The 22789-nt window shown below is 71.0% G+C and carries 23 protein-coding genes and 1 pseudogene; 13 read left to right on the top strand and 11 right to left on the bottom strand.

Annotation, left to right across the window (positions count from 1 at the left end; translation table 11 throughout):
- Window positions 1–388 precede the first annotated feature (388 nt).
- Window positions 389–1033, bottom strand: a complete 645-nt coding sequence (locus AB0I72_RS03960) for a YdcF family protein (protein ID WP_358562821.1) — start codon at window positions 1031–1033, stop codon at window positions 389–391.
- Window positions 1034–1381: 348 nt separating this feature from the next.
- On the opposite strand from AB0I72_RS03960, the gene AB0I72_RS03955 reads away from it, so the two are divergent.
- Entirely contained in the window at window positions 1382–1639 is a 258-nt protein-coding gene (locus AB0I72_RS03955; RefSeq protein ID WP_358562677.1) for a DUF6879 family protein, read from the top strand.
- Between the two features lie 53 nt (window positions 1640–1692).
- Here the strand turns inward: AB0I72_RS03955 and AB0I72_RS03950 are convergent, their stop codons facing one another.
- Together AB0I72_RS03950 and AB0I72_RS03945 are read right to left on the bottom strand one after the other, a co-directional pair.
- On the bottom strand, window positions 1693–1866 hold the full coding sequence (locus AB0I72_RS03950) for a hypothetical protein (RefSeq protein WP_358562675.1): 174 nt from the start codon (window positions 1864–1866) through the stop codon (window positions 1693–1695).
- Window positions 1866–2636 (bottom strand): SDR family oxidoreductase, encoded by a 771-nt coding sequence (locus AB0I72_RS03945; RefSeq protein ID WP_358562674.1) that lies wholly within the window; start codon window positions 2634–2636, stop codon window positions 1866–1868. The genes AB0I72_RS03950 and AB0I72_RS03945 overlap by 1 nt, the downstream gene beginning before the upstream one ends.
- A 180-nt stretch (window positions 2637–2816) precedes the next feature.
- Here AB0I72_RS03945 and AB0I72_RS03940 point away from each other — a divergent pair, with 180 nt between their 5' ends.
- Window positions 2817–3713, top strand: coding sequence for a helix-turn-helix domain-containing protein (locus AB0I72_RS03940; RefSeq protein ID WP_358562672.1), 897 nt, complete (start codon window positions 2817–2819; stop codon window positions 3711–3713).
- Here AB0I72_RS03940 and AB0I72_RS03935 read toward each other — a convergent pair.
- Window positions 3710–3955: a DUF397 domain-containing protein gene (locus AB0I72_RS03935; protein ID WP_358562670.1), complete on the bottom strand. Its 246-nt coding sequence runs from the start codon at window positions 3953–3955 to the stop codon at window positions 3710–3712. The genes AB0I72_RS03940 and AB0I72_RS03935 overlap by 4 nt on opposite strands.
- Window positions 3955–4767, bottom strand: coding sequence for a helix-turn-helix transcriptional regulator (locus AB0I72_RS03930; RefSeq protein ID WP_358562668.1), 813 nt, complete (start codon window positions 4765–4767; stop codon window positions 3955–3957). The genes AB0I72_RS03935 and AB0I72_RS03930 overlap by 1 nt, the downstream gene beginning before the upstream one ends.
- 310 nt (window positions 4768–5077) lie before the next feature.
- Here AB0I72_RS03930 and AB0I72_RS03925 point away from each other — a divergent pair, with 310 nt between their 5' ends.
- Complete coding sequence (locus tag AB0I72_RS03925; protein WP_358562666.1) at window positions 5078–5491, top strand: ATP-binding protein; 414 nt, start codon at window positions 5078–5080, stop codon at window positions 5489–5491.
- Window positions 5492–5532: 41 nt separating this feature from the next.
- Here AB0I72_RS03925 and AB0I72_RS03920 read toward each other — a convergent pair whose 3' ends face one another.
- Complete coding sequence (locus AB0I72_RS03920; protein WP_358562664.1) at window positions 5533–6306, bottom strand: methyltransferase domain-containing protein; 774 nt, start codon at window positions 6304–6306, stop codon at window positions 5533–5535.
- A 39-nt stretch (window positions 6307–6345) separates the two neighbouring features.
- Here AB0I72_RS03920 and AB0I72_RS03915 point away from each other — a divergent pair.
- Window positions 6346–6435 (top strand): annotated as a pseudogene (locus AB0I72_RS03915) (VOC family protein); the annotation flags it as partial.
- A 149-nt stretch (window positions 6436–6584) separates the two neighbouring features.
- Window positions 6585–7103 carry a hypothetical protein gene (locus AB0I72_RS03910; protein ID WP_358562662.1) on the top strand — a complete coding sequence of 173 codons (519 nt, stop codon included), beginning with the start codon at window positions 6585–6587 and terminating at the stop codon, window positions 7101–7103.
- Window positions 7104–7303: 200 nt separating this feature from the next.
- Here AB0I72_RS03910 and AB0I72_RS03905 read toward each other — a convergent pair whose 3' ends face one another.
- Together AB0I72_RS03905 and AB0I72_RS03900 are read right to left on the bottom strand one after the other, a co-directional pair.
- Entirely contained in the window at window positions 7304–9133 is a 1830-nt protein-coding gene (locus AB0I72_RS03905; protein ID WP_358562660.1) for a hypothetical protein, read from the bottom strand.
- An 85-nt stretch (window positions 9134–9218) separates the two neighbouring features.
- Complete coding sequence (locus AB0I72_RS03900; protein ID WP_358562658.1) at window positions 9219–11144, bottom strand: PQQ-binding-like beta-propeller repeat protein; 1926 nt, start codon at window positions 11142–11144, stop codon at window positions 9219–9221.
- A 238-nt stretch (window positions 11145–11382) separates the two neighbouring features.
- On the opposite strand from AB0I72_RS03900, the gene AB0I72_RS03895 reads away from it, so the two are divergent.
- The 8 genes from AB0I72_RS03895 to AB0I72_RS03860 all read left to right on the top strand — a co-directional run bounded on the left by AB0I72_RS03895 (window position 11383) and on the right by AB0I72_RS03860 (window position 18450).
- On the top strand, window positions 11383–11598 hold the full coding sequence (locus tag AB0I72_RS03895; RefSeq protein WP_358562656.1) for a hypothetical protein: 216 nt from the start codon (window positions 11383–11385) through the stop codon (window positions 11596–11598).
- Window positions 11599–11701: 103 nt separating this feature from the next.
- Complete coding sequence (locus AB0I72_RS03890; RefSeq protein WP_358562654.1) at window positions 11702–13150, top strand: PQQ-binding-like beta-propeller repeat protein; 1449 nt, start codon at window positions 11702–11704, stop codon at window positions 13148–13150.
- A gap of 55 nt (window positions 13151–13205) precedes the next feature.
- On the top strand, window positions 13206–13583 hold the full coding sequence (locus tag AB0I72_RS03885) for a hypothetical protein (RefSeq protein ID WP_358562653.1): 378 nt from the start codon (window positions 13206–13208) through the stop codon (window positions 13581–13583).
- Window positions 13584–13808: 225 nt separating this feature from the next.
- The gene (locus AB0I72_RS03880; protein WP_358562651.1) at window positions 13809–14390 is read left to right on the top strand and encodes a GNAT family protein; all 582 of its coding nucleotides are present in this window, start codon (window positions 13809–13811) and stop codon (window positions 14388–14390) included.
- A gap of 474 nt (window positions 14391–14864) precedes the next feature.
- Window positions 14865–15998, top strand: a complete 1134-nt coding sequence (locus AB0I72_RS03875; protein WP_358562649.1) for an ATP-binding protein — start codon at window positions 14865–14867, stop codon at window positions 15996–15998.
- Window positions 15998–16642, top strand: a complete 645-nt coding sequence (locus tag AB0I72_RS03870; protein ID WP_358562647.1) for a response regulator transcription factor — start codon at window positions 15998–16000, stop codon at window positions 16640–16642. The genes AB0I72_RS03875 and AB0I72_RS03870 overlap by 1 nt, the downstream gene beginning before the upstream one ends.
- 87 nt (window positions 16643–16729) lie before the next feature.
- Window positions 16730–17548 carry an AfsR/SARP family transcriptional regulator gene (locus AB0I72_RS03865; RefSeq protein ID WP_358562645.1) on the top strand — a complete coding sequence of 273 codons (819 nt, stop codon included), beginning with the start codon at window positions 16730–16732 and terminating at the stop codon, window positions 17546–17548.
- A gap of 236 nt (window positions 17549–17784) precedes the next feature.
- Window positions 17785–18450, top strand: a complete 666-nt coding sequence (locus AB0I72_RS03860; RefSeq protein WP_358562643.1) for a MerR family transcriptional regulator — start codon at window positions 17785–17787, stop codon at window positions 18448–18450.
- Here AB0I72_RS03860 and AB0I72_RS03855 read toward each other — a convergent pair.
- The 3 genes from AB0I72_RS03855 to AB0I72_RS03845 are packed head-to-tail and all read right to left on the bottom strand — an operon-like array spanning window position 18439 to window position 22773.
- Window positions 18439–19620: a lactonase family protein gene (locus AB0I72_RS03855; RefSeq protein WP_358562641.1), complete on the bottom strand. Its 1182-nt coding sequence runs from the start codon at window positions 19618–19620 to the stop codon at window positions 18439–18441. The genes AB0I72_RS03860 and AB0I72_RS03855 overlap by 12 nt on opposite strands.
- A gap of 40 nt (window positions 19621–19660) precedes the next feature.
- Window positions 19661–20533, bottom strand: a complete 873-nt coding sequence (locus tag AB0I72_RS03850; protein ID WP_358562640.1) for a hypothetical protein — start codon at window positions 20531–20533, stop codon at window positions 19661–19663.
- A 23-nt stretch (window positions 20534–20556) separates the two neighbouring features.
- The gene (locus AB0I72_RS03845; protein ID WP_358562638.1) at window positions 20557–22773 is read right to left on the bottom strand and encodes an MMPL family transporter; all 2217 of its coding nucleotides are present in this window, start codon (window positions 22771–22773) and stop codon (window positions 20557–20559) included.
- Window positions 22774–22789: the final 16 nt, after the last annotated feature.

Below are 22789 nucleotides of genomic sequence, written 5' to 3'. Positions count from 1 at the left end.
GAGTTGCTGGCCACGGCCCCGGACGCGTTCAAACGTCGCGGGGTCTTTTGGGTGTGCGGTTGTGTTGGGGGAAATACTAGGGGGGTGGGGGTGGGAGGGCGAACGGTTCTGGGGGAAAAGTCGGTGGGGAGAACCAGGTTGTTAGTCGTGGCAGTTCAGGGTGGGTGTGGGAAAGAACCAGGATGGTTTGTCGCCATTGCTTGAATGGCTACGTTTGCCCGAATTGGGGTCTCTTTCCGAGGGGGCTGCTCGGAGGACGCGGCGAAGGAATGCCTCCGTCCCCAACGGGAACACGGCTGTTCGCGTGGCTTCCTGGAGCGGGGTTCACCTTTCGCCCCTGTGGCCCGGAGCGCCCCCGTGGTTCGGTCTCGCGGTCGGGGATGCCCGATCAGCTGATGAGGCGGCTGTCGAAACCCGCTGCGATCAGCGTGCTGTACGCGTCCCGAACGTCATCGGGCACGTCCTGGGGGATGGCGAACCCCAGCGCCGGGTACTCGATCACGCGTTGGAGGTCGCCCACAAGCATGTCGATGACGAGCTTGTCGTCACCGATGTTCTCCCGATAGCCCGCCAGGTCCAGTGGTTCGGACGCACACACCACCTCGACCTCCGGCCAGACCTTGCTGGCCGTCGCGAAGGCACGCCGCTCCATGTAGGGCTTGGAGACGACCAGGACGCGTGCGGGGCGGATGCCGGAGGCGGCGAGGAGATCGCGGCTGAAGGTGAAGTTCTGCCCGGTGTTGCCCGCTGCCGACTCCACGAGGATGGCGGCGTCCGGAACCCCGAGCTCCACGGCGCGCTCGCGGTAGTGGACGGCTTCACCTCGCGGGAAGCGCTTCCTGGTGGTGGGGCTGTTGCCTCCGGTAAACACGAGATGCGGGAAGAGTTCCTTGTGGTACAGCTGGGCGGCGAAGGTGGCAACGCCCAGGTCATGGCTGCCCAGACCGATGGCGACGTCAGCCGATCGGAGCTCGTGGCGCATCTGGTGGTAGTCCCAGATCAGTTCGGCAAGGCCCCAGTGCTCGCTGGTCATCGTCACCCGTCGTCTCCCGCACAGAAATTCGTGGCCGTCGTGTGTGCGTGTCTTCGGAGGTCAGGGGCGTGCAACGGCAGACCAGGGCGACGATGCCGCGCCAACCTCCACTGTCAGGACACTTTGTCACAGGCGACGCGGTCGAGTGGGAGAACTCTACGAAGGCGCCGCCTCCCATGCCGCCGCTCATCGCCTGGACCGACGCCCGCTCCGAGAGGGGTGCCAGACGACCGCGCCCCGTCGAACGAGAGGCGTTTCGCCTGGAGACCCTGCCCAGATACACGGTTCCCGAGGAAAGAGGAGGAACTGCGCCGTTTTCTCGTTGGGGAGACCCGGCCGGTTGAGGAATTGCACACCGACAGTTACCTGATCCGGGTGCGAGGCCACATCGAAGCAGGGCGTCGGATGCGGCGCGTCCACACCCTGACGAGCCCCATCGGCGACCGTCTGCGGTTCCAGTTCGAGTGGGCGCACGCCTGGTGGACCGCCAACGGCGAGCCGGACTGGAGCCGCTTCGGTGCCACGGTGACCCCCGAGTCGCAGTGGGTCTGGCACGAGTCGCCGTCCAGCGGACGCACGTGGCTGCTGCCGGTCACCGCGGAGTAGAAGAGTCGCGACCCGCGCTGCCACGCGGGCCGCGACCCTCGACGGAACCGTGGTCAGAGCGAACTGCCCACGGTGAGCAGGTCCTCCAGACCGACGCGGCGCAGGAAGTCGGCCCGGACGCGGTCGGCGACCGCCGAGACGACCTCGCTGCCGTCCCGGCCCGGGCCGACGTGGGTGCGCAGCGGCCGGGTTCCCGGGGCCATGGCCGACTGCTGGGACGCGCCCATCAGATGATCCCTCCGTTGGCGCGGACGACCTGGCCGTTGACCCAGTGCCCGCCGGGCGAGGCGAGGAACGAGACGACCTCGGCGATGTCGGTCGGCGTCCCCAGCCGCTCCAGCGGGGGCAGGGCGGCCAGGCGCGCGATCGTCTCCTCGTCCTTGCCCTGGAGGAACAGGTCGGTGGCGGTGGGACCGGGGGCCACGCTGTTGGCGGTGATCCCGCGTCCGCGCAGCTCCCGGGCCAGGATCAGGGTGAGGGCCTCCACGGCCCCCTTGCTGGCGCTGTACGCGCCGTAGCCGGGGAAGGCGAGACCGACCACCGAGGAGGAGAAGGTGATGACGGCCCCCTCGTCGCGTACGCGCCGGGCCGCCTGCTGGGCGATCACGATCGTTCCACGGATGTTGGTGCGGTGCATGGCGTCCAGGTCCGCCAGGTTGAGTTCGGCGATCGGCGTGAGCACCATTCGGCCCGCCGCGTGGACGACCACGTCGACGCCGCCGAACTCGGACTCGGCCGCGTCGAAGAGCGCCGCTGCCGCCGTCTCGTCGGCCACGTCGGCCTGAACGGCGATCGCCCGGCCGCCCGCGTCGACGATCGCGTCGACGACGGACTCGGCGGCCTCCTCGCCGTTGGCGTAGTTCACGACGACCGCGAATCCGTCGCGGGCGAGGCGGGTCCCGGTCTCGCGGCCGATACCGCGCGATCCGCCGGTGACCACGGCGACCCGGCCGGTGGTCGCGTCGCCGTCGTGGCGGGTGGTGGAGGAAGAGGACACGGGTGGCTCCTTCGTGCGCGGGCGGGCCCGCACGGGTGTCGTCAGCGCCGTCCTGGCCCTGGTCGGGTCCGGCGGCTCCTCCTCACCATCGGTCCGGAGCCGCGGGGCAGCCAGATGGGCGCTCACCCTGGGGTCGGCGCCCCCTGTCTCGGCGGCGGCTCACGCGCGAGAATGGACCGCATGGACCTCGTGGAACTCGGTGCCTTCCTGAAGTCCCGACGCGACCGGATCCGACCCGCCGACGTCGGGCTGACCCCCGGCCCCCGTCGTCGCGTGCCCGGACTGCGCCGCGACGAGGTGGCGCTGCTCGCCGGTGCGTCGGTCGACTACTACACGGAGCTGGAACGGGGCCGAGGGGCCCAGCCGTCCGCGCAGATGCTCGCGGCGCTGGCCCGAGCCCTGCGCCTGACCCACGACGAGCGCGACTACGCCTTCCGCCTCGCGGGTCGCCCCGTGCCCGCCGAACACGGGTCCGCCGCGCACGTGGAGCCGGCCATGCTGCGCCTGCTGGACCGGCTGGAGTCCACGCCCGCCATGGTCATCACGGATCTGCATGAGGTTCTCGTGCAGAACCGGTTGGCGAAGGCCCTCCTCGGTGCGGCTCCCGTCGGGCACGGCCCGAAGGCCGGTTTGGCCTACCGCTGGTTCACCGACCCCGGCAGCCGGGGGATCTACCCGGAGGCCGACCACCCCCACCACTCCCAGGTGTTCGTCGCCGACCTGCGCGCGGCGGCCGCCCGACACGGCCGGGACCCGGAGACGACGCGGATGATCGCGTCGCTACGCCGACGCAGCGAGGAGTTCGCGGCCCTGTGGGACACCGGGGACGTGGCCGTGCGGCGGTTGGACCGCAAGCGGATCGTGCACCCGACCCTCGGCGTGATCGCGCTGGACTGCCAGAACCTGCAGAGCGAGGACGGGCGTCAGCGGCTCCTGTGGTTCAGCGCCGAGCCGGGGACTGAGGCGGTCGACCAGCTGGAGTTGCTGTCCGTTATCGGGGTGCAGGAGTTCACCGCCGAGGGCACGGCGGAAGGGGCGGATCTCCGGTTGAGCCGCCCCTCGCGCCGCGAAGGCTAACCGTGTGACTTGAGGGTGTCGACGAGGGAGGTCCACTCCGTGCCGGGGAAGGCCAGGTGGCCCAGATCCCTGTGCTGGGTGTCCCGGACCAGGATGGCCTGAGGGGTCTCGTTGACCTCCACGCAGCTCTGCTCACGAGCGCTGTAGCCCGACTTGTGCCAACCGGGTGCGGTCAGCAGGGTCTCGACGCAGTTGGACTCCGCGATGCTGTAGCTACTCTTGCGCCACATACCTTGGGTCATCACTCGACTTCTCCTTGTGCTTTCCTGATCAGTGCTCGTGACTGATCCGGGGGAAGGGCGAACCCGCGCAGATCCCCCATGCGGGAGATGTGTTCGTCGATGATCTGCCTCTCGACGAGCACTCCTCCGAACGATCCGGTCTCCAGGTAGAGGAATGTCCCCGCGTCGGGGACCTTCAACAGCATGAAGGCGTGATCGAGCCCCGGATGGTCCCACGTATCTGCTGGAATGATCTGAATCTGGACATGGCTCTCGGTGGAGACACGTTCGAGGTGTTCAAGCTGTTCCCTCATGGTGTCAGTGCTGCCGAGGCGGCGGTACATCACCGTCTCATCCAGGACGACTGAGAAGAACGGCGGGTCATCTCGCTTCAGAAGCTCCTGTCGCTCTGTGCGTTCCTTGATCTTCGCGTCCACTGCTGCTTGGGACATCGTCCTCGACCCAGCTCTGATCGAGGCGCGCATGTAGTCGCGTGTCTGGAGCAGTCCGGGAACCAGCAACGGGTGGTACTGCTGGATCTCCGTGGCACGTGGCTCCAAGGCTGGGAGCTTCCGATACCACTCCGGTGCCTCGTAGACGTCGTACTGGACCTCCCACGTCGCGATGATCCGACCCTCGCTGTTAAGCACCGCGTCGATTCGTTCGGCCATGCCTTTTTTGCACCGGGTCTTGCCCAGTTCAAGATCACTTATCGACGCCTGCGACGCCGGTATCAGGTTCGCCAACTTGGTCTGCGAAAGCCCAGCGTGCTCCCGCTGCCTGCGAACTTCCGCGCCGAACTTCCGAGCGGCGGGGTCCACTCCGTTCGCCATGTACCGATTCCTATCAGGTGTCTACCGGTCACCAACAGTGGTTACGGGGTAATTCCGCTGTTCCCAGCGATCGGTGGAACTCGGGCTCACCCTGATGGCACGGTGACCGGGAGCGCAGAAAGGCCCGGCGGCTGAGTTCGCAGGCAGCCCCGGGCCGCGGTTCGCACCCGTCTCTTCTAGCACACCAGGCACAAACATGAACGAACATACCTTTCCAGGGCCTTCTCCGGGAGGAATATCGGCACCTCGCGGAACACTCGTCCCCCCGCCTCGGCGGCTGCGGTTCGACGATTCCCACCTGTGCGGGATCGTGCTCGGCTCAGACCCGGGCCATGTCCGCCTCGCCCGTGTCTGGGCTCATCAGATCGCCCGTACCACGCCGAACGCGGCCTTCCCGCTGGTCACCGTGGTCAGCGAGCTCGTGACCAACGCCCAGCGGCACACGCGATCCGGTGATCCCGGCGGCACCACGACGGTCGTGGTCGAGCGTCGTCCGTACGCCTTCGTCCTGACCGTCGCCGAAAACGGCCCTCGCCCCGGCCCGACCATCCCGGTGCCGCGTATCGAGGAAGGCGCCGACCTGCTGAGGGTCGGCGGTTTCGGGCTCCGTCTCGTCGACACCCTCGCCGCCTACTGGGACTGGAGCGGTTCGGCGGGCGGCCCCCTGACCGTCCGCGCCCTCATCGAGCGCGACACCGCCCCCCGGCTCCCGCTCGCCGGATAGGCCGCTGTCCGCCCCCACCGGGGGGAGGGGCGGACGGCGTCTCACTCCATCCGGGCTGTGGTCGTCGGCGGTGCCTCAAGGACGAAGAAGAGGAAGCCGATCTGGGTCGACAGGGCGTGGAAGTCGTCGGGGAACAGTTCACGGGCGGCCGGGTCGGGCTGCGGCTCACTGATGACGGAAAGGCGGAAACCGGCGGCGGTGAAGGCATCGGTCATCGCGTGCAACGGCCTGCGCCAGAACTTCAGCGTGGCGGACTGCCCGTTGAACGTGAACTCGTCGGAATAGCTGGTGGTCGCGGAATAGTCGGGCCGGGGGTTCTCGAGCACGTAGTCCGCGAACGGGTGCTGCACCGACGCGATCAGCCGTCCGCCGGGCCTGAGCACGCGCCGCATCTCGGCCAGCGTCGGCCCCCAGTCCTCCAGGTAGTGCAGCACCAGCGACGCGACCACGTCGTCGAACGCACCGTCGGCGAACGGGAGGGGGTCGCTCAGGTCGACCACGTGCAGGTCCGCGTCGTCGCCGAGCCGCCGCCTGGCCAACGCCAGCATCCCGGCGCTGGCGTCGATGCCGGTGACGTCGGCACCGCGGTCGCGCAGTGCGGCGGACAGGGGGCCCGCGCCGCAGCCCGCGTCCAGGATCCGGCGGCCGGTCACGTCCCCCGCGAGGGCCAGCATCGCGGGCCGCTCGTAGTACGCGTTCTGGATGTTGGTCTCGTTGTCCGCCGCGTACGCCTCGGCGAAGCTGTCGTAGTCGTTCCCTTGGGCCGGATCCGCGGGCTGGGCGAGAGTTTCGGGCGTGTCGGTCACTCGGTCCACAGCCGGAGCCTAGCGTTCACACGATCCGCCGGACAGGCCCCCGTCACGCTCATCCTCGGCCGGAGGGGTGTGCCGGAGCCGGGCAAATCCCGGCTGCACATCGACGTCAACGCCACCGACCGCGACAGGGGAGGCGGATCTGACCACCGAGGAGCACACAGCGGCCGTCATGGCCCACCACGACGCCCAAGCCCGTTGACGGCACCCCGCGTCGAAGGAGGCCCCCGTCCGCCCCTGCCGGGGGGCGGACTGACGGCACGCTTGCGCATAATGACCGGATGAGCGAACACGCGGGCCTACCCGCAGCAGTCGACGCGAACGCACTCCTCGCCCTGGCCGAGGGCCACCACGAACGCGACGTCCACCCCCTGGACTGCCGGGAGATCAGCGGACACCTCGTCAAGGTCTACGCCCTGGAGGCACCCGGGCGCACCGTGACCGAGCAGGACGAGGCCGAGGCGGTGCGGATCGCGGAGGGCCACCTGGCCCTCGGCGCCGCTCGCGGATCCCTGGGGCTGGCCGTCCTCATCGTGCACGCGGGCGGCGACGGCGACTACGTCCTCGTCCACAGCTGGATCGAGGGCCACATGTCCGACCTCGGGATCTTCACCGGCCCCGCCGAACGTCCCGACCTCCTCCGACCGGCGCGCGCGGGACTGGCCCCCTGCGTATGGGAGGCCGAGATCCTGGCGCACGAGCGCGACGTGTTCGCGTGGCACGTCCTGGACGGCGACGGGGACCTGTCCGACCGGGTCACCGCGTGGGCCGACGACGTCTTCGAGGGCGCGTCGCGCTGAGCCGGACCCGGGTCCGGGGCGCTCGCCCCGGGCCCGGCCCCTCACGGCACTGGGCGTCGATGTACGCCTGGAAATCCGGGAACTCCGCGCGGGCCCGGCGACAGATCTCCTCCGGGTCGCGCGGGGCCTCCGGGGCGTGCCGCTCGGCGATCCGCACCGCGTTCGGGTCGGCGCCCCGGGGCTCCTCGTGGCCGACGGCCTCAGGCCACCAGGCCGTGCAGAGGCTCGGGGTCGAAGCCGGGCTCGTTGGAGTCATCAATGTAGGACACCACCGCTCCGGGTACAGCCAGGACACGGTGTTCGACCGGGGTCTGCCAGGCCTCGGTGAGTTCCGGTAGGAGTTCACCGCCGAGATCGATCCCCTCCCATCGGCCCTGTTCACCGTCGAGGGACACCAGTGCCAGTTCCCTGCTCGCACGGCCGTCCGCGTTGTGGGAGGTGTAGGGCGTCACCACCGCCCCGTCCAGCACGGCGGCGTGGGCCAGGTCCCACCAGAACCGCATGTCGCGGTCGACCCGCGTGCGGCCGAGGACCACGCCCTCGGCGTCGGTGCGCAGGAGCGTAGCGGGGTCGTCGTCACCGTATTCGCGCACCACGACCGCATGGGCGGTGTCGAGGTCCAAGACGTGATCGTCGGCCTCGGCCGCCGCGTCGGGGCCGGACGTGACGGGCTCGCCGTCGGCCACGGCGAACGTTCCACCCGACGTGATGACCACCGCGGCCCCAGCACTCCCCGCCGCAGGAGCGCTCACGACGGGTGGATCACCCAGACGAAGGTCCTCAGGAGCCCAATCGCGGCGCCACACCTGCTGCCCGGTGCCGCTGTCCAAGGCGATCACGCTCTCGACCGCATCGTCGGGCACGTTCTCTATCGCGGTCAGGGTGTCCTCCACACTGCTACCCGGAACGTCCGGTTCGTCCAGGCACAGGCGGGCGATCAGCACACGGTCCGCGTACCCACGGATTCCATCGTTTCGGGCCCACAGACACACGCGCCCCTGGGGGGTGTCGGCCAGAGGGAACTCCCACAGGCGTTCGGTTGAGCGTGTGGAGTGGGCGACCACCAGCTGTTCGCCGTCCTCGTTCAGGACGGAGACGCGGACCTCGGGGGTGAGGTAGCGCCTCTGCGGCTGGTCCTCATCTCCCAGCGGGGGCAGGAGAGCCTCGCGCACGATCCGGCCGTTGGCGGTGTTCAGCACGACCATCGACTGTGTTTCTGGCTCTGGCCCGGGTTCGGCCACGTGCAGCAGGTAGGCGTACTCCGACGAGCCCACGAAGAGACCGGTCCGCACCTGACGGGCGTGCGGGCGGCGGTAGGTCCACAGTTCCTCGCCTGTGGCTCCGTCCAGTGCGACGAACCCGTCAGCGTAGCGAACGATCGGCCCGAGTGGGCCGCGTTCCACGCCCATGACTGGATGTTCGGGCTGCCAACTCCACCCCACCCGTGTCACTGTGGCGGGTACCGGGGCGGGCTCGCCCGCAGCGTCGGCGACGGTGTGCTCGACCATCAGGGTGTACCTGATCGTGGGGGTGAGCCCCACGATCAGGGCCAGGGCCGTCGCGCCAGCCACGACGCCCATCAGCGGGCGGCCGCGGAGCCTCCACGACAGGGATCTGGGAGAGAACAGCAGCAGCGCCAGGCCAAGGGCGATGGCGCAAACACCGATCCACAGTTCGGTGACCTGCTCGGGGAACAGGCGGTAGCGGTCGTTGACGACCGTGACCCCCAGGTGTCGGGCAGGGAAGGTGAACCACGCCAGGGCGAGTCCACCGAGGACGGCCGCTACGCGCACCAGCACATCGCCCGTTCCCAGGCGGTTCGTGCCAGGGTCGGAGGCCGACCGCGTGCCCGTGAAGATCAGCATCACCAAGGCCAGGAGCACAGACGCCCATACCAGAGGCGACAGGTCCTGGCTGACGGACTCGGTCTCCCACAGGAAGACGAGGAAGCGGGGCGCCGTGACGATCAGCGCTCCCAACAGCACCGCCACCCCAGCCCCACCAAGTACTTCCGTGAGTCGTTCTCGCACCGTCCCCGCCTCCTGTCCGTGCTTGTTCGTGGCCGACGGCTGCGGCCCGGGGACATCGCTTTCGCGGGGGTGTGCACGGTCCACGTCAGCTCACCAGTCCGTAGACGGCCGCAGGCTCGGAGTCGCGCACGTAGGCGATGACCGCGCCGGGGACGGGGAGCAGTCGGGCGCGGTCCTCCCAGAAGTCCTCAGCGAAATCGGTGTCGGTGTGTTCCTGGGCGAGCTCGATCCACACGGTTTCGCCCACCTCGTTACCGAAGCCGACGACCGCGGCGGACAACGCCCGCTCATCTTGGGCTTCGTCGCGGGGTTTGCGGGTCAGGACGGCCACCGCGTCGCCGAGCATCACGGCCGTCTCCACGTCGTCGGAATAGACGGTCTCCTCCTGGAGCAGGGCGGTGCCGATGACCTCCCCGTCGGGCGAGGCGCGGACGAACTCCCAGGGTGGTCGTCCCGGCCCCTCCCAGCCGTCGTCGTCCTGGGTCAGCAGGACGGTGCCGGTCGAGTCGGCGTGCACCAGTCCCTCGAACCCCTCGGCCATGCCTGTACCGGAGGCCGTCAGCTCCGGCGGCACCTCATTAACCAGGGTGCCGTCGCGCGGGTCCAGGACCCGGGGTAGCCCCCGCCCGTGGTCACTGTCGACCACGACCACCGGACCCACGTCACTGCCCGGCTGAGGATGGTGGGTGGCCAGGTCGTAGTCGTTCTCTCCGGCGGCCTCCCATTCGTGTTTCCAGACGACCTCGCCGGAGGCGGTGTCCAGCGCGGCCGTGGTCACGGTGAACGACGCGTCGGGGTCTGCGGCCACATCCCACAGGAACCGGTTGTCCTCCAGTTGGTCGGCGTCCGCGCAGCCGTACAGGACGACCAGGAGGTCGTGCACCAACAGGACGTTCTCTCCCGCCCGCCATCCGTAGTCGGCCGCGCAGGCACGGTCGCCCTCGTTCGGCAGCGTGAACGCCCAGGCCTCCTCACTCGACCGGGCGTCGCGGGCGCTGATCCGGTACGGCTCGCCGGGCTCGCTCCACTCGTAGAGTCGCAGGTCCGCTGTGGCCGCCAAGAACGAAAGTCGCAGTTCCTCTCCCTCGGACCTGAGCGACGGCACGGCGGACTCGCGGGTGATCCGGCCGGTGGCGGTGTCGATCTCGGTGACCCGCCGGTCGTCGTACTGGTCCGCCGACGGCTGGCGGGTGATGACGGCCCTGGCGCCGTCGGCGACCACCCTGGCCGACACCTGGCTGTAGGGGTGGCGGTAGCTCCACAGCTGGTCTCCGGACGCGCCGTCCAGGGCGACGACGCCGTCGTCAAGCAGGAGCAGGGGGCCGAGCGGGCCGGGCTCCACTGCCTGCACCGCCACGCCCTCAGGCGGTTCCCAGGTCCACCCCACCTCGCCGACATCGGTCGGCACCGGTGCCGGAGCGTCCGGGAAGGCGTCGGCGACCGTGTGTTCGGTGGGCTGGTACAGGGTCGCGGCGCGCAGAGCGACCTCGAACAGCACCACCAGGACCAGCCCGGCGGCGAAGAACGGCATGGAGCGGTCGGCGGGCAGGAGCCTGGGCCGGTACCCGGCGGCCACGGTCAGCACCAGACCCAGGGAGACGGTCAGGGGAACCGCCCACAGCGACACCCCCACCGGGTCGGGGCCGTAGTTCCGGGGCTCCTGCGCCAAGGCGACGAACGGTTCAGGGGAGAAGGAGGTGACGGTCACACCCACCGACAGTGCGCTGACCACCAGCAGGAACACCGTGCGGCCCCAGCCGTGGCGTTCGGCGGGCCCGGGGTCGGGATCCCTCAGGCCACGCCGCACCACGGGCACGAGGACGAACGCGCCCAGGAGGACGGCCACCCACCACCAGGGGGTGTTGTTCGCGGTCTCCAGGTCCTCCCCCTCGACGGAGAAGCGCACCGCATCGACCAGGGCGAGCAATATCCCGCCCCCGATCAGACCCAACCCGATCCAGCTCACCGCCTCTGGCCGGATCCGGCCGCCGATCCGTGCCGCGTTCTTCACCCGTGTCCTCGTTCCTCACTGCGGTCCTGATCCGGCCACCGTGCCCGGAAACGGGTGGTACGCCGGATTCGCGGTCGACAAGATAACAGCGCGTGGGAACGTGTGGTGAACGTGTGACCGGGTTCGGACACGGCGGTGCCGGGTGATCGGGTGCCCGCTATCGTCTCCTGCGGACGGAGCTGTGCAAACCGTGTGGAAGTGGGACATGGCGGAGCAGACGGACACCTAAAGTGAGCGGGTGGCCCCTCCCGCTTCTGAGGAGTCGGACGGTCACCTTCACTGGACGATCCACGTGCACACGCTCGCGGTCGTGGCGCTTCCCCTGCTTCCCTGGGCGATGGCCGCGGTCGCGTACGGGTGCGGTGAGCAGGCGGTGGAGAGGGGCGAGGCGCCGCCAGATCGCTGGGCGGGGGTGTCAGTCGTCGCCAGGACGGGGGCCGCGGGCCGCGGCTGAAATCCTCTCCCCGGCCCCGCCGTTCGCGAACACCCAGCGCTCCGAGCGCATCGGAGCATCAGATGCCTCCCCGCCGGGATGGCGAACGACCCAGGGAGTGACCATGGCCCATTCCGGTGCCGCCCCGAAGAGGGGCTGCCTGCGCTGGTTCGTCGGGTGCCTCGTCGCACCCGTCTGCGTAGTGCTCGTGTTCATTCTCGTCATGAGCGTCCGCAGCGGGATCCGCGAAGGACACATCGTGTTCTCCCCGGAGGTTTGGGGGTCCTTGCGGTGGTCGGTCGAAGGACCGGCGGGGGAGGTCGCCGGGGGCTGGCGAACCGACGACGCCATGGTCTACGGAGCCGAGGGTGGCGTCACGTCCGTGGACATCGGCAACGGCGATGAGCGCTGGCGGCTGGAACCGGCGGAGACCGTGTGCGGGATGAGCGACGAGGCGCGGGACGGCTTCGGTGTGGTCCTCCTCGAAGGGGACACCGAGGAGGAGCCCGAGGACCCCGATGACGAGGAGGGTGCCCGCGCCCCCGACCCGGACGAGAGCCCGGCGCTCTCCTGCGACACCGCCCTGCTGGTGGACACCGACAGCGGGGAGGAGGTCTGGCGGACCGGTCCGCTGGCCGACGAGGACTTCGAGGAGCCCGACCTGCTCTTCTCACGCGGCTCGGGTGTCGCGCAGGTCGGCGATCAGGTCCTCGTACGCGCGGGCGGCGAACTCGTGGGGCTGGACGCCGCCTCGGGCGAGGAGCTGTGGCGGCGCGGCCCGCTCAATGCCGACGAGGCCTCCTGCCCGGCCGCCGACTTCCTGGCACGCGACGCCTCGGAGGTCGTCATCGTGGCGGACTGCGGTATCGACGAGTCCATCACGGTGCACGTGGCCGACCCCGCGACGGGCGAGGACATCAGCGCCTTCGAGTTTCCCCGGGGCCAGTCCAGCCCCAACACGGACTCTGTCAGGCAGACGTTCCTGGTCGCCACGGACCCGATCCACGTCCGCGTCGACCTAGGGCACAGGGACGGGGCGGGCAGCGAAGGCTACGACCCGGACCAGGACAACGGCGCTTCTCAGGAGCCGGAACCGGTCCTGGCCTTCGACGACGACGGGCGCCTGCGGAACGAGCTCGACGTCAGCGGCTCGCTCGTAGGGACCGCAGGGCAGGAGAGGCCGTACGTCGTGGAGGACGGCCGGATCTACACGAGCACCGACGACTCCAGTTGTTCGAACGACATCCGCGCCCACGACCTGGACACCGGCGATCTGGTCTGGGAGACGGCCATCAGCGACCCCGGGACGTCGGTGATCGACGTGCGTGACGGCAGGCTGCTGGTGATGCTGGACGGCGACGGATCGTTCGGCGAGTGCCACATGCTGGGCCGCGCCTGGGACTGGCAGCTGTACACGCTGGACACCGCCACGGGTGAGGACAGCCCGATGAGCGGTCCGCTCTCCAGCGTCAGGCAGCCGCAAGCCTCGGACCTGTGGTGGGCCGACGACCGGATCGTCCAGGTGGACCGTGCCGTTTCCGGTCGGCCCAACAGCCTGATCTCCTATCGGTGAGCGCGCGGGGTGCTGCGGGCACCGTCTTTCACCTCCCCCGAAAGAAGCAGGAGTGATGAGCGAAGACCTGAAGAGGGAAGAGCTGCCGAACGACGAACTGCGGTTCGGCGCCGTGGTCGTACTCAAGGGCTTGGGTGCTGTCGTGGCGGTGGGAGCGTGGGTGCTCGCCGCGCTGTGGATGCTCGTGCCCGTCGCGTACAACGGGGCCTCCCCCGCAGGCTCGATCCTGCCTGTCGGGTACGTGGTGTGCGCCCCGCCCGCCTGGGAGGTCGATGAGCGTCAGGAGTGGCCGGGGTGTCTGGAACGGCGGGAGCAGGCTCCCACACGAGCCTTGACAGCTGTGGTGATCGCGCTGCCCGCGACCTGGCTGTGGCTGGGGCTGCGTGTGCCATCCACCCCCGCGCGCCCGCCGGGTGACCGACGTGCTGCCTGACGTCAGGCGGGGGTCGCGCCCGGATCGCTCTGGTGCAGGCACATCGCGTCCACGCGCTCCTGGAAGTGGGGGAACTCCTCCTTCAGGCCGATCCGAGGGCGCCCCGGGCGCTGCTCATGGGCGCGGGCTGGGTGATCAACCTCGTCGTGGCCGAGTGGATCATCCGCCGGGGGGCGCGGGGGAAAACCGGTTGGCCGGGGACGCACCCCGTGGTTGGATCCGGGCATGGTGCCCTGCGACGTCTTCCGCGACCAGCCCGTCCTCACCGGTGACCGGGTCCGACTCGAACCGGTCGACGCGCGGACGGGGGAACTCCTCGTCCGCGCCGTCGTCGACCTGGACCCCGAGGTGCGGCGCCTGACCGGCACCCACCAGAGCTTCACCGAGGAGCAGGTCCGCGCGTGGGCCGCCTCCCGCCCCGACCACGACGACCGCGCCGACTGGGTGATCCTCCGGAACGAGGACGACGTCTGCGTCGGTGACTGCGCGCTCCTCGACCTCGACGCGGACAACGGCGGCGCGGACTACCGCGTCGCCCTCAACGACATGGCGTTCACCGGTCGGGGCTACGGCACGGAGGCCACCGACCTCGTCCTGGAGTACGCCTTCACCGTCGCGGGCCTGCACCGGGTGGCGCTCCAGGTCTTCGACTTCAACGGCAACGCCCAGAAGTCCTACGAACGGTCCGGGTTCGTCCGCGAGGGCGTGTGGCGCGACCACCTGTACTGGGACGGCGCGTGGCACGACGCCGTCCTCATGTCGATCCTCGCCCACGAGTACGCCGACCTCCGCGCGTCCCGGAGCTGATCGCGGCGACCCCGTCACCGTGGGTGAGAGTGACCAAGGCCACACGGCACGCCCGCCGCGCCCGGTCGATGCCGACATCGTCGCTGGTCGGTGGCCGACAGTGGCCGCCTCGGAACCTCGTCGGTGGAACGGACATCCCCTAGGCTGAGATAAACAGCCGACACGAGTGAGAACAGCCATGGTCGGGAGAGGGCGTGCGCGCCTCTCCCTACTATTCAGTAACAGAAGCGATGTGCGTTTTCCCGGGAAATGCGCGTTCCACGGGGCGTCGGAAACCTCCGCCCCCTTCGTGAGCCGTGTGCACCACGGCGGGGAACGCGAAAACCCCTCGCATCCGCGCCCCTGCTCCCGGCCCGAGACCGCGCGGTCAGGCAGAACCGACGGCGCGAACCGGTCATCCCAATGCCTGGATGAAGAAGCGTCCTCTGACGACAGGTCCCCAGCGGCACGTTCACTGAATGGACAACTCGCCCTGTGCATGACATAAGCCAGACGCTCGACGGGAACCCACGGAGTGTTCTCCCGGAGTTCACGGAAAATTCTCCCGCCGATTCACTGAGCCGCGGAATCGGCGCCATCGTCGCACGCCTCTGGGAGCGCCTCACCGAGGCGTGCAACCCCCTGGGCACCGACCCCCAGGTGTGGCCGCACACCGCCGACTGGGCCGCGTCCGTGGTCCTGGAGTGCGCCTGGAGCCTCCAGCACGCCCGCCCGAGCGTCCGTGTCACCCGCATGACCGAGACCTACTGGGCCGAGGTCGAGGAGCAGCCCTGGAGCTGGGAGCCCCGGCACACGGGTGAGGCGGGCCGGATCCTCTTCGAGGAGATCGCGGACGCGCTGCCGCCCGGCTGCTCGTCCGAGCAGACCCGGTCCGCGCTCCAGACCGCCAACAGCGTCGTCACCCTGCGGATGGAGGCCACCCAGACCCGCGCCAGCGCCCGGTTCCTCAGCGACGAGCACGCGGCCAACCAGGACTTCCGGCGTTTCCTGGCACGGGAGCTGCACGACCGGATCGGCAGCGCGGTCAGCCTGGCCAACCGTCAGCTCGAACTCTACGAACTGCTGGCCGACCAGCAGGCCCACGGTGACGCGGGCGGTCGGCTCCGCGCGCTCAAGAGCGCCCTGTTCGAACTGAACCAGCACCTGCGCCAGCTCATCTCCGAGCAGCGCCGCAGTGAGCGCGGCGGCTCCCTGCACACCGCCCTGCAGGCCTACGTCACCGCCCTGGACCTGACCCTGCCACGGGTGCGGATCGAGATCTGCGGCGAGGAGTCGTTCGCCCCGCCGCACCACCTCGACGAGCTGTTCATCGTGCTCCGCGAGTGCGTGCGCAACTCGGTGCGCCACGCCCGCGCCGAGACCGTGCTGATCGCCGTGCGCTTCGAGCACGGCGAGATCCGGGCGATCGCCTCCGACGACGGCGTGGGCTTCGACGTCGGGGCCCGCACGGCGGCGGGCCCCGGTCCCTCCACCGGTCTGACCTCCCTGACGGAGCGCGTCGAGGCGCTCGGCGGACGGGTGCGCCTGCTCAGCGCGCCCGGCGAGGGAACGCGCACGATGATCCTCATCCCCATCGCCACGTCCTCGAACGAAGGTGAGTCAAGCTGATGATCCGCATCGCCGTCGTCGACGACCACCACCTGCTGCGCGAGGCGTTGTGCGACCTGCTGCGCGTGTACCCGGACCTGGAGGTGGTCGCGAGCGTGGGCTCCGTGCGCACCCTGGTCCCCACCGTGGTGGAGACCCGCCCCGACGTGGTCCTGCTCGACCTGGAGATGCCCGGCCACGACCCCCGGCACACGGTCGGCGAACTGCTCCGGCTCGCCCCGAGCACCCACGTGGTCATCCTGAGCATGCACGACGACGCCGACCTCGTGAACGACCTGCTCGCGCTCGGCGTGCGCGGCTACCTGCACAAGAGCGTGGACTCCGTGACGCTGGTGGCCGCCATCAAGGGCCTGCGCGATCCGGACCGCACGACGGTCGTGGTCTCCTCGCCGAACTGGCGGCAGCCCTCCGCGTCGGCCCCCCAGCTCACCAGACGCGAGATCGAGGTCCTGCGGCTGGTCGCCGAGGCGATGAGCAACCGCGAGATCGCCCGGAGCCTGGACATCACCGAGGGGACCGTGAAGCGCCACATGCGCAACATCTTCGAGAAGCTGGAGGCGGTGTCGCGCATCGACGCCGTCAACAAGGCGACCGAGTGCGGCGCCCTCGCCCCGCATCGGAAGAGGACCGCCCCCCGCTTCTGACTCCGCGTGTCACCTTCGAGGCAGAGGGATGGCCACTTACGGGCAAACCGCTTGGCGCCGACGGTCCCCCGCCCTAGGTTCGTCGACATGACCACTGGTCAGATCACCCAGCCCCCGGACAGGAGCGAGGAGAAGAGCGTGCTCCACTTCAGGGTCCTCGGTCCCCTCGCCCTGGAGGCGGACGGGGGCGACGACTTCCGCTGCGGCCCCAAGATCGCCCGGCTCCTCTCCCTCCTCCTCGTCCGCGCCAACCGGATCGTGGACGTCGGGACCCTGATGGAGGAGCTGTGGGACGGCGACCCGCCGGCCACGGGCCTGAAGACCGTGCGCACGCACGTCTACCACCTCAGGGGCGCGCTGGAGCGCGTGTGCGGGGCCGCCGCCGCCCGGCGCGTCCTGCTCACCAGGGGGTCCGGCTACCTCCTGGAACTGGCCCCGGACGAGCTCGACCTGTTCGCCTTCGAGCAGCTGGTCGGCCAGGCGCAGGTGCTGTGGACGGAGGGCCGCCACGACGAGGTCGTGGACCGCGCCAACCGGGCCCTCGCCCTGTGGCGCGGACCGGTGCTGACCGACGTGCGCCCGGGCCGGATCCTGACCGGGCACGTGTCACAGGTGCAGGAGACCTACACCCGGGCCCGGGAGCTGCGCGTGGAGGCCTCCCTGCGCCTGGGCCGCCACCACGAGGTCCTGCCCGAACTGCGCGACCTGGTCAGCGAGTACCCCCTGCACGAGGGGTTCCACGCCCAGCTGGTCGACGCCCTGCACCGGTCGGGACGGCGGGGGGAGGCGCTCAGCGCGTTCCGCGCCGCCCGCGACACCATGCACGACCAACTGGGTCTGGACCCGTCGGAGGAGTTGTGCCGCCTCCAACGGGCCATCCTCGCCGGGGCCAGAGCCGGGAGCTGAGGTCCGGGTCCGGTCATGGGATCGGCCCACGGCAATACCTCCTTCGTGGTATTCCTCCCGGGGCCGCTTCCTGGTTGAGTGACCGGTGCGTCTCAGGGGACCCCCCCGATCTCCGGTCGATCACCCCCCGCACTCACGGCATCACCAGTGGAAACCATCGGACCTTCCCCCGCTCGCCGTGGCCGGCACGCCCTGACACCCGCGTCGGATCCCACGGATCGGAAAGCGAGCCATACGTGCGCATCTCGGAGCTGTGCGATCGGGCCTCGGTGCCCGTCGCGACAGTCGAGTACTACCAGCGTGAACACCTCATCGACCTCCCCTCCGAGAAGCACGGGTACCGTCCCGAGGACGTCCGCCGCGTGCGCCTGGTCCGCGCCCTGATCGAGGTCGGCGGCCTGGGCCCGGCCGAGGTGCGGACCCTGCTCGACGACATGTCCGGCTCGGGCCGGACCCCGCACAAGACCTTCAGCCTGGTCCTGCGCGCCCTGAACGGGGACACGGGCGGCGAGCCCGCGTCCGAACCCGCCGCCGAACCGGTGGACGACCGCGCGTCCACGCTCGCCAGGCGCCTGGCCGATCGCCACGGCTGGCGGATGGAACCCCGGGCGGAGCACTGGGAGAGCCTGCTCAAGGTGCTGCGCATGGTGCTGTGGCTGGACGACGCCAACGCCGAGTTCGTCGTGGAGGCGTACGCGGCGGCGGTGGAGCAGGTGACGGCCGCCGAACTCCAGGTCATGGGCTGGTACGCGGACGAGGACGCCCTGGTCGAACGCGTGGTCCTGTGGACGGTGCTCGGCGACCGCCTGTTGGCGTCCCTGCGCCAGATCTCCCGGAAGAACGGGTCGCGGCAGGTCTTCGACCAGGACCTCTCCCCGGCGGACCGGGGCTCAGCGCGCTGAGAGCAGCACGCACGAGGGGCTGGCGACCGGCACCGGGGCGCCCACGGGGGCGATCCGGCCGTCGTCGGCCACCCGGTGCGCCGTGACGCACTGGCCCGCCTGGTTCGCGGCGTACAGGTAGCGGCCCGAGGGGTCGAGGGCGATGTCGCGCGGCCAGCGCGTGCCCGGCCCCTTCGTGGTCACGGGCTCCTGCTCCACCAGGTCCAGGGACGCGCCGCCGTCGGCGACGGCGTAGGAGACCAGCGAGTCGATGCCGCGGTCGGCGGTGTACACGAAGCGCCCCTCGGGATCGACCAGCACGCCCGAGGGCGCGTTGCGGGGGTCGGCGCCCGGCGCGGCGGCCGAGACCGACGCGCCGACCCGCAGGGCGCCCTCCCGGGGGTCGTACTCACAGACCGTCACCGTGGAGCCGAGTTCGTTGGACACGTAGACGTGGCGCCCGGAGGGGTGGAACACCGCGTGGCGGGGGCCGGCGCCCTCGGCGACCAGGACCCGGGAGCGCTCGGTCAGCGTTCCGCCGTCCGGGTCCAGCGCGTACACGTACACGTGGTCGTTGCCCTTGTCGGGGACGACGACGTCGCGCCCGCCCGGGGCGAACAGCGCCATGTGCGGGTGCGGCGCGGCCTGCTCCTCGGGGTGCGGCCCCGAGCCCTCGTGCTCGACCAGGTCGGTGAGCTCCCCGATCGAGCCGTCCTCGGCCAGCGCGTGCACGGCGACGGTCGCCGAGTCGTAGTTGACCGTCACGAGGTGGCGGCCGTCCGGATGGACCGCGAGGTGGACGGGGTTGACGCCCCGGGTGGGGGCGGCGTTGACCGGTTCGGGCCATCCGTCGTCGCCGATCCGGAACGCGTGGACGTGGCCGTCGTCGGTCTGGCTGACCGCGTACAGCAGGTCGCCGCGGGGGCCGAGGGTGAGGTAGGAGGGGTTCTCGATCCCCTCCCGGTAGCCGTCGATCCGCGGGACCCCGTCCGCCCCGACGGTCGCCACCCCGATCCCGGGCAGCCCAGGCAACCCGTACTCGCCGACGGTGAACCCGCCGACGTAGGCGCGCCGGGCCGTCGGGGGCGGCGGTGACGAGGCGCCGGCGGACCGCGCGGTGAGCCAGGTGAGGCCGCCGAGTCCGACCGCCGCGGCGGCCCCCACGAAGGTGCGTCTGCTGATGTCGGCCATCGTCTGTCCTCGGGTCGGGGTGGTCAGGGTGGGGGGCGGGTCACACGTCGGAGCCGACGACCAGCCCGGACAGGAGCGTGACCGCGAGTCCCGCCGCGCCGGTCGCGAGGAGCGCGTGCGTCCACACCGGCCACGCGCGGATCCGGGGCGCCACGCGCAGGAACGCGGCTGTGGCCACGGCCGCCGCCCAGCAGGGCACGGCCAGGCGCACGCCGATCTCCCCGTTGAGGAGGAGCTCGTCCACGGGCGAGGCGCACGCCAGCGGCGAGCAGTCCGCCGGGTCGGCCGTGTCGAGCAGGGCCGTCCCGGCCGCCAGCGCGGCCAGCGGGCCCAGGAGCAGCAGCGCCGTGAGGACGGCGTACGGGGACCGGCGGTGGGGGGACCCGTCGAGGGAGCCGCGCCGGGAGGAGAACCGCGCGGCGACCGCGACGGCCGCGGCCGTCGGCGCTCCGTGGAGCAGACCGAACAGACCGCCGTGGCCAGTCTGCGCGAGCAGGTGCCAGAGCGTCTCCGCAGCGCCGCCCACCGATCCGCCGACCGCCAGCCCGGCGACCGCACCGGCCAGGGCCCCCAGGGCGAAGGCCGTGACCGGCACCGACCAGGACCGGAGGAGCAGCCGTGGTGTTCCCAGCGCGCCGGACGGCGCCGCGGGCGGTCGCCACACGGCGTGCAGCGCCGCCGCGCAGACCGCGACGAGCACCACCAGGTCGGCCGAGGGCGAGGTGACCCGGCCCGGCAGGGGGAAGCCCCACCCGACGGTTGCCCGGGCGAGCGGCCCGGTGTAGGAGTCCCAGTCGGCGAACAGCCCCGCCGTGAGGGCGACCGCGACCGCCCCGGCCAGCGCCGTCCACACGGACGGCCCCGGACCCGTGCGGCCGGGCCGGGCGCCCTCCGCCGTGGTCGTCTCGGGCACGCGCGCCGCCTCCGCCGCCCGCGTCACGCGACCGGGCTCTCGGACTCGGCGGCGGCCACGCGCGCCTCGGACACGGCGCCGGCCGGGCCGCGCTCGGCGCGGGGCCCGGGCGCGTCGTCCTCACGGAACCCGAACCGCTCCCACCACCGGGCCAGCGGCGCCGGAGCCCACCAGGCCCAGCGGCCCAGGAGCCTCATGGTGGCCGGGACGAGCAGCCCGCGGACGATCGTCGCGTCCACGGCGATCGCGATGACCAGGCCGATGCCGATCATCTTCATGAAGACGATCGACGAGGTGACGAAGCCCGACACCACGATGACCATCAGCAGCGCGACGCCCGTGATGATCCCCGCCGTGCGCTGGAGCCCGACGGCGACGGCCTCGGCCTCCCCGACGCCCCGAGCCCACTGCTCACGGACCCGTGACAGCAGGAACACCTCGTAGTCCATGGCCAGGCCGAAGGCGATGGCCACGATGAGCACCGGGAAGTTGGCGTCGACCACCCCCACCGCCTCGAAGCCGAACAGCTCCGCCAGGTAGCCGTGCTGGAAGATCAGGGTGATCGCGCCGAAGGCCGCCGACAGCGACAGCATGTTCATCACGATCGACTTGAGCGGCAGCAGGACGGACCCGAACGCCATGAACAGCACCAGGTAGGACACCGCGGCGACGAACAGCAGCATCGCCGGAGCCCGCTCGCCGATCATGTCCACGATGTCCACACGCGACGCGGGCATCCCCGTGAACAGGGACTCCGCGTCCTCCGGCGGGTCGAGGGCGCGCAGCTCCTCGACCATCGTCCGGGCCTCGGGCGACATCGGGTCCACGTCGTAGGTCAGGGTCACCCGCGCGGCGTCGCCCGCCGTGCCGCTCACGCTCGCCGAGGACACCCCCTCCACGTCCGTCATGCGCGCGGCGTACGCGTCGAGCGCGTCCCCGGCGGCGTCGGCCGGTCCGGGCAGCGTGACGACCGCCGTCATGATCCTGGTGGGGTCGGCGTCGAAGCGCTCCTCCAGTTCCGTCGCGACGACACGGGCGTCCGCGTCGGCGGGCAGGACCCAGTCGCCGGGGCGCGCCCAGTTCGCGGTGGCGAACGGAGCGCCCAGGCCGAGCAGCAGGGCCGTGATGAGGACCGTGACGGCCACCGGCCGCCGCATGACGGCGTGCGCGACGCGGTACCACCGGCCCCGGTCGTCCGTCCCGGCCCGCCGTCGCGGCCACGGGATGCGCCACGCGTCGACCCGGCGGCCCATGAGGAACAGCAGCGTGGGCAGCAGGGTGACCGAGCTCAGGACCGCGAAGGCGACCACGGCCACGCCCGCGTACCCCATGGAGCTGAGGAAGCGCGCGGGGAAGAGGGTGAGGCCGACGAAGCAGATGGCCAGCGCGACGCCGGAGAAGACGATGGTGCGCCCCGCCGTCGCGGTGGCGCGCTGGACGGCCCCGGTCACGTCGGCGCCCGCGCCCAACTCCTCGCGGAACCTGCTGACCATGAAGAGGGCGTAGTCGATGGCCAGGCCGAGCCCCAGGATCGTGATCACGTTGATCACCGACCCGGCGATGTCCACGGAGTAGCTGAGCACCCGCAGCACCACGAACGAGCCGAGCGCGGTGACGACGCCGACGGCCAGGGGCAGCAGCGCCGCGACGGGGCTGCGGAAGACCAGCACCATCACGACCAGCAGAACCGGCAGCGACAGCATCTCGGCGCGCGCGATGTCGGCCCCGGTCAGCGCGTTGACCTGCTCGGTCATGGCGGTGACGCCGCCGAAGGTCACGTCGAGCCCGTCCACCTCGAAGGCGTCGGCGACCTCCTGCAGCAGCGCGACCCCCTCCTGGTCGTCGGAGGTCGCGAACTGGACCGTGGCGTAGGTGGCGTGCCGGTCCTGGGACACGAACGCCTCGGAGCCGGTGGTGGAGTGGGAGTCGAGCCGTTCGATCCCCTCCCTCGGCACCTGGGCGAGGGTCCGCGCGACCGCGTCGCCGAACCCGGGGTCGTCCACGGTCAGGTCGTCGCTCTCGTAGAGCACGACGACGTCGACGGCCTCGCGCCCCAACGCGCCGGCGAGGACGGCGTCGGCCCGCGCCGACTCGCTCTCGGGGTCGTCGAAGCCCGCGCCGCCGGTCAGGGCGCTGAGGGCCCCGGTTCCCCACACGCCGCCGAACACGGCGAGCACGATCGCGGCGGTGACCACCCACCACCGGCGGCGCACCGCGAACGTGCCGATCCTTGTGAACAACGCTGTCTCCTCGCTA

This window comes from Nocardiopsis sp. NPDC049922, assembly GCF_040660275.1.
GTDB lineage: Bacteria > Actinomycetota > Actinomycetes > Streptosporangiales > Streptosporangiaceae > Nocardiopsis.
Note: the sequence above shows the minus strand (reverse complement) of the source record. Positions and strands in the feature narration are given on the sequence as shown.

What these genes read in the sequence shown, in the direction of transcription:
- AB0I72_RS03910 (WP_358562662.1), top strand. Translation starts at nt 6,585, where the DNA reads ATGAGCGAACACGCGGGCCTACCCGCAGCAGTCGACGCGAACGCACTC.
- AB0I72_RS03950 (WP_358562675.1), bottom strand. Translation starts at nt 1,866, where the DNA reads ATGGGCGCGTCCCAGCAGTCGGCCATGGCCCCGGGAACCCGGCCGCTG.
- AB0I72_RS03930 (WP_358562668.1), bottom strand. Translation starts at nt 4,767, where the DNA reads ATGGCGAACGGAGTGGACCCCGCCGCTCGGAAGTTCGGCGCGGAAGTT.
- AB0I72_RS03870 (WP_358562647.1), top strand. Translation starts at nt 15,998, where the DNA reads ATGATCCGCATCGCCGTCGTCGACGACCACCACCTGCTGCGCGAGGCG.
- AB0I72_RS03935 (WP_358562670.1), bottom strand. Translation starts at nt 3,955, where the DNA reads ATGACCCAAGGTATGTGGCGCAAGAGTAGCTACAGCATCGCGGAGTCC.
- AB0I72_RS03880 (WP_358562651.1), top strand. Translation starts at nt 13,809, where the DNA reads ATGGTGCCCTGCGACGTCTTCCGCGACCAGCCCGTCCTCACCGGTGAC.
- AB0I72_RS03865 (WP_358562645.1), top strand. Translation starts at nt 16,730, where the DNA reads ATGACCACTGGTCAGATCACCCAGCCCCCGGACAGGAGCGAGGAGAAG.
- AB0I72_RS03855 (WP_358562641.1), bottom strand. Translation starts at nt 19,620, where the DNA reads ATGGCCGACATCAGCAGACGCACCTTCGTGGGGGCCGCCGCGGCGGTC.
- AB0I72_RS03940 (WP_358562672.1), top strand. Translation starts at nt 2,817, where the DNA reads ATGGACCTCGTGGAACTCGGTGCCTTCCTGAAGTCCCGACGCGACCGG.
- AB0I72_RS03890 (WP_358562654.1), top strand. Translation starts at nt 11,702, where the DNA reads ATGGCCCATTCCGGTGCCGCCCCGAAGAGGGGCTGCCTGCGCTGGTTC.
- AB0I72_RS03960 (WP_358562821.1), bottom strand. Translation starts at nt 1,033, where the DNA reads ATGACCAGCGAGCACTGGGGCCTTGCCGAACTGATCTGGGACTACCAC.
- AB0I72_RS03885 (WP_358562653.1), top strand. Translation starts at nt 13,206, where the DNA reads ATGAGCGAAGACCTGAAGAGGGAAGAGCTGCCGAACGACGAACTGCGG.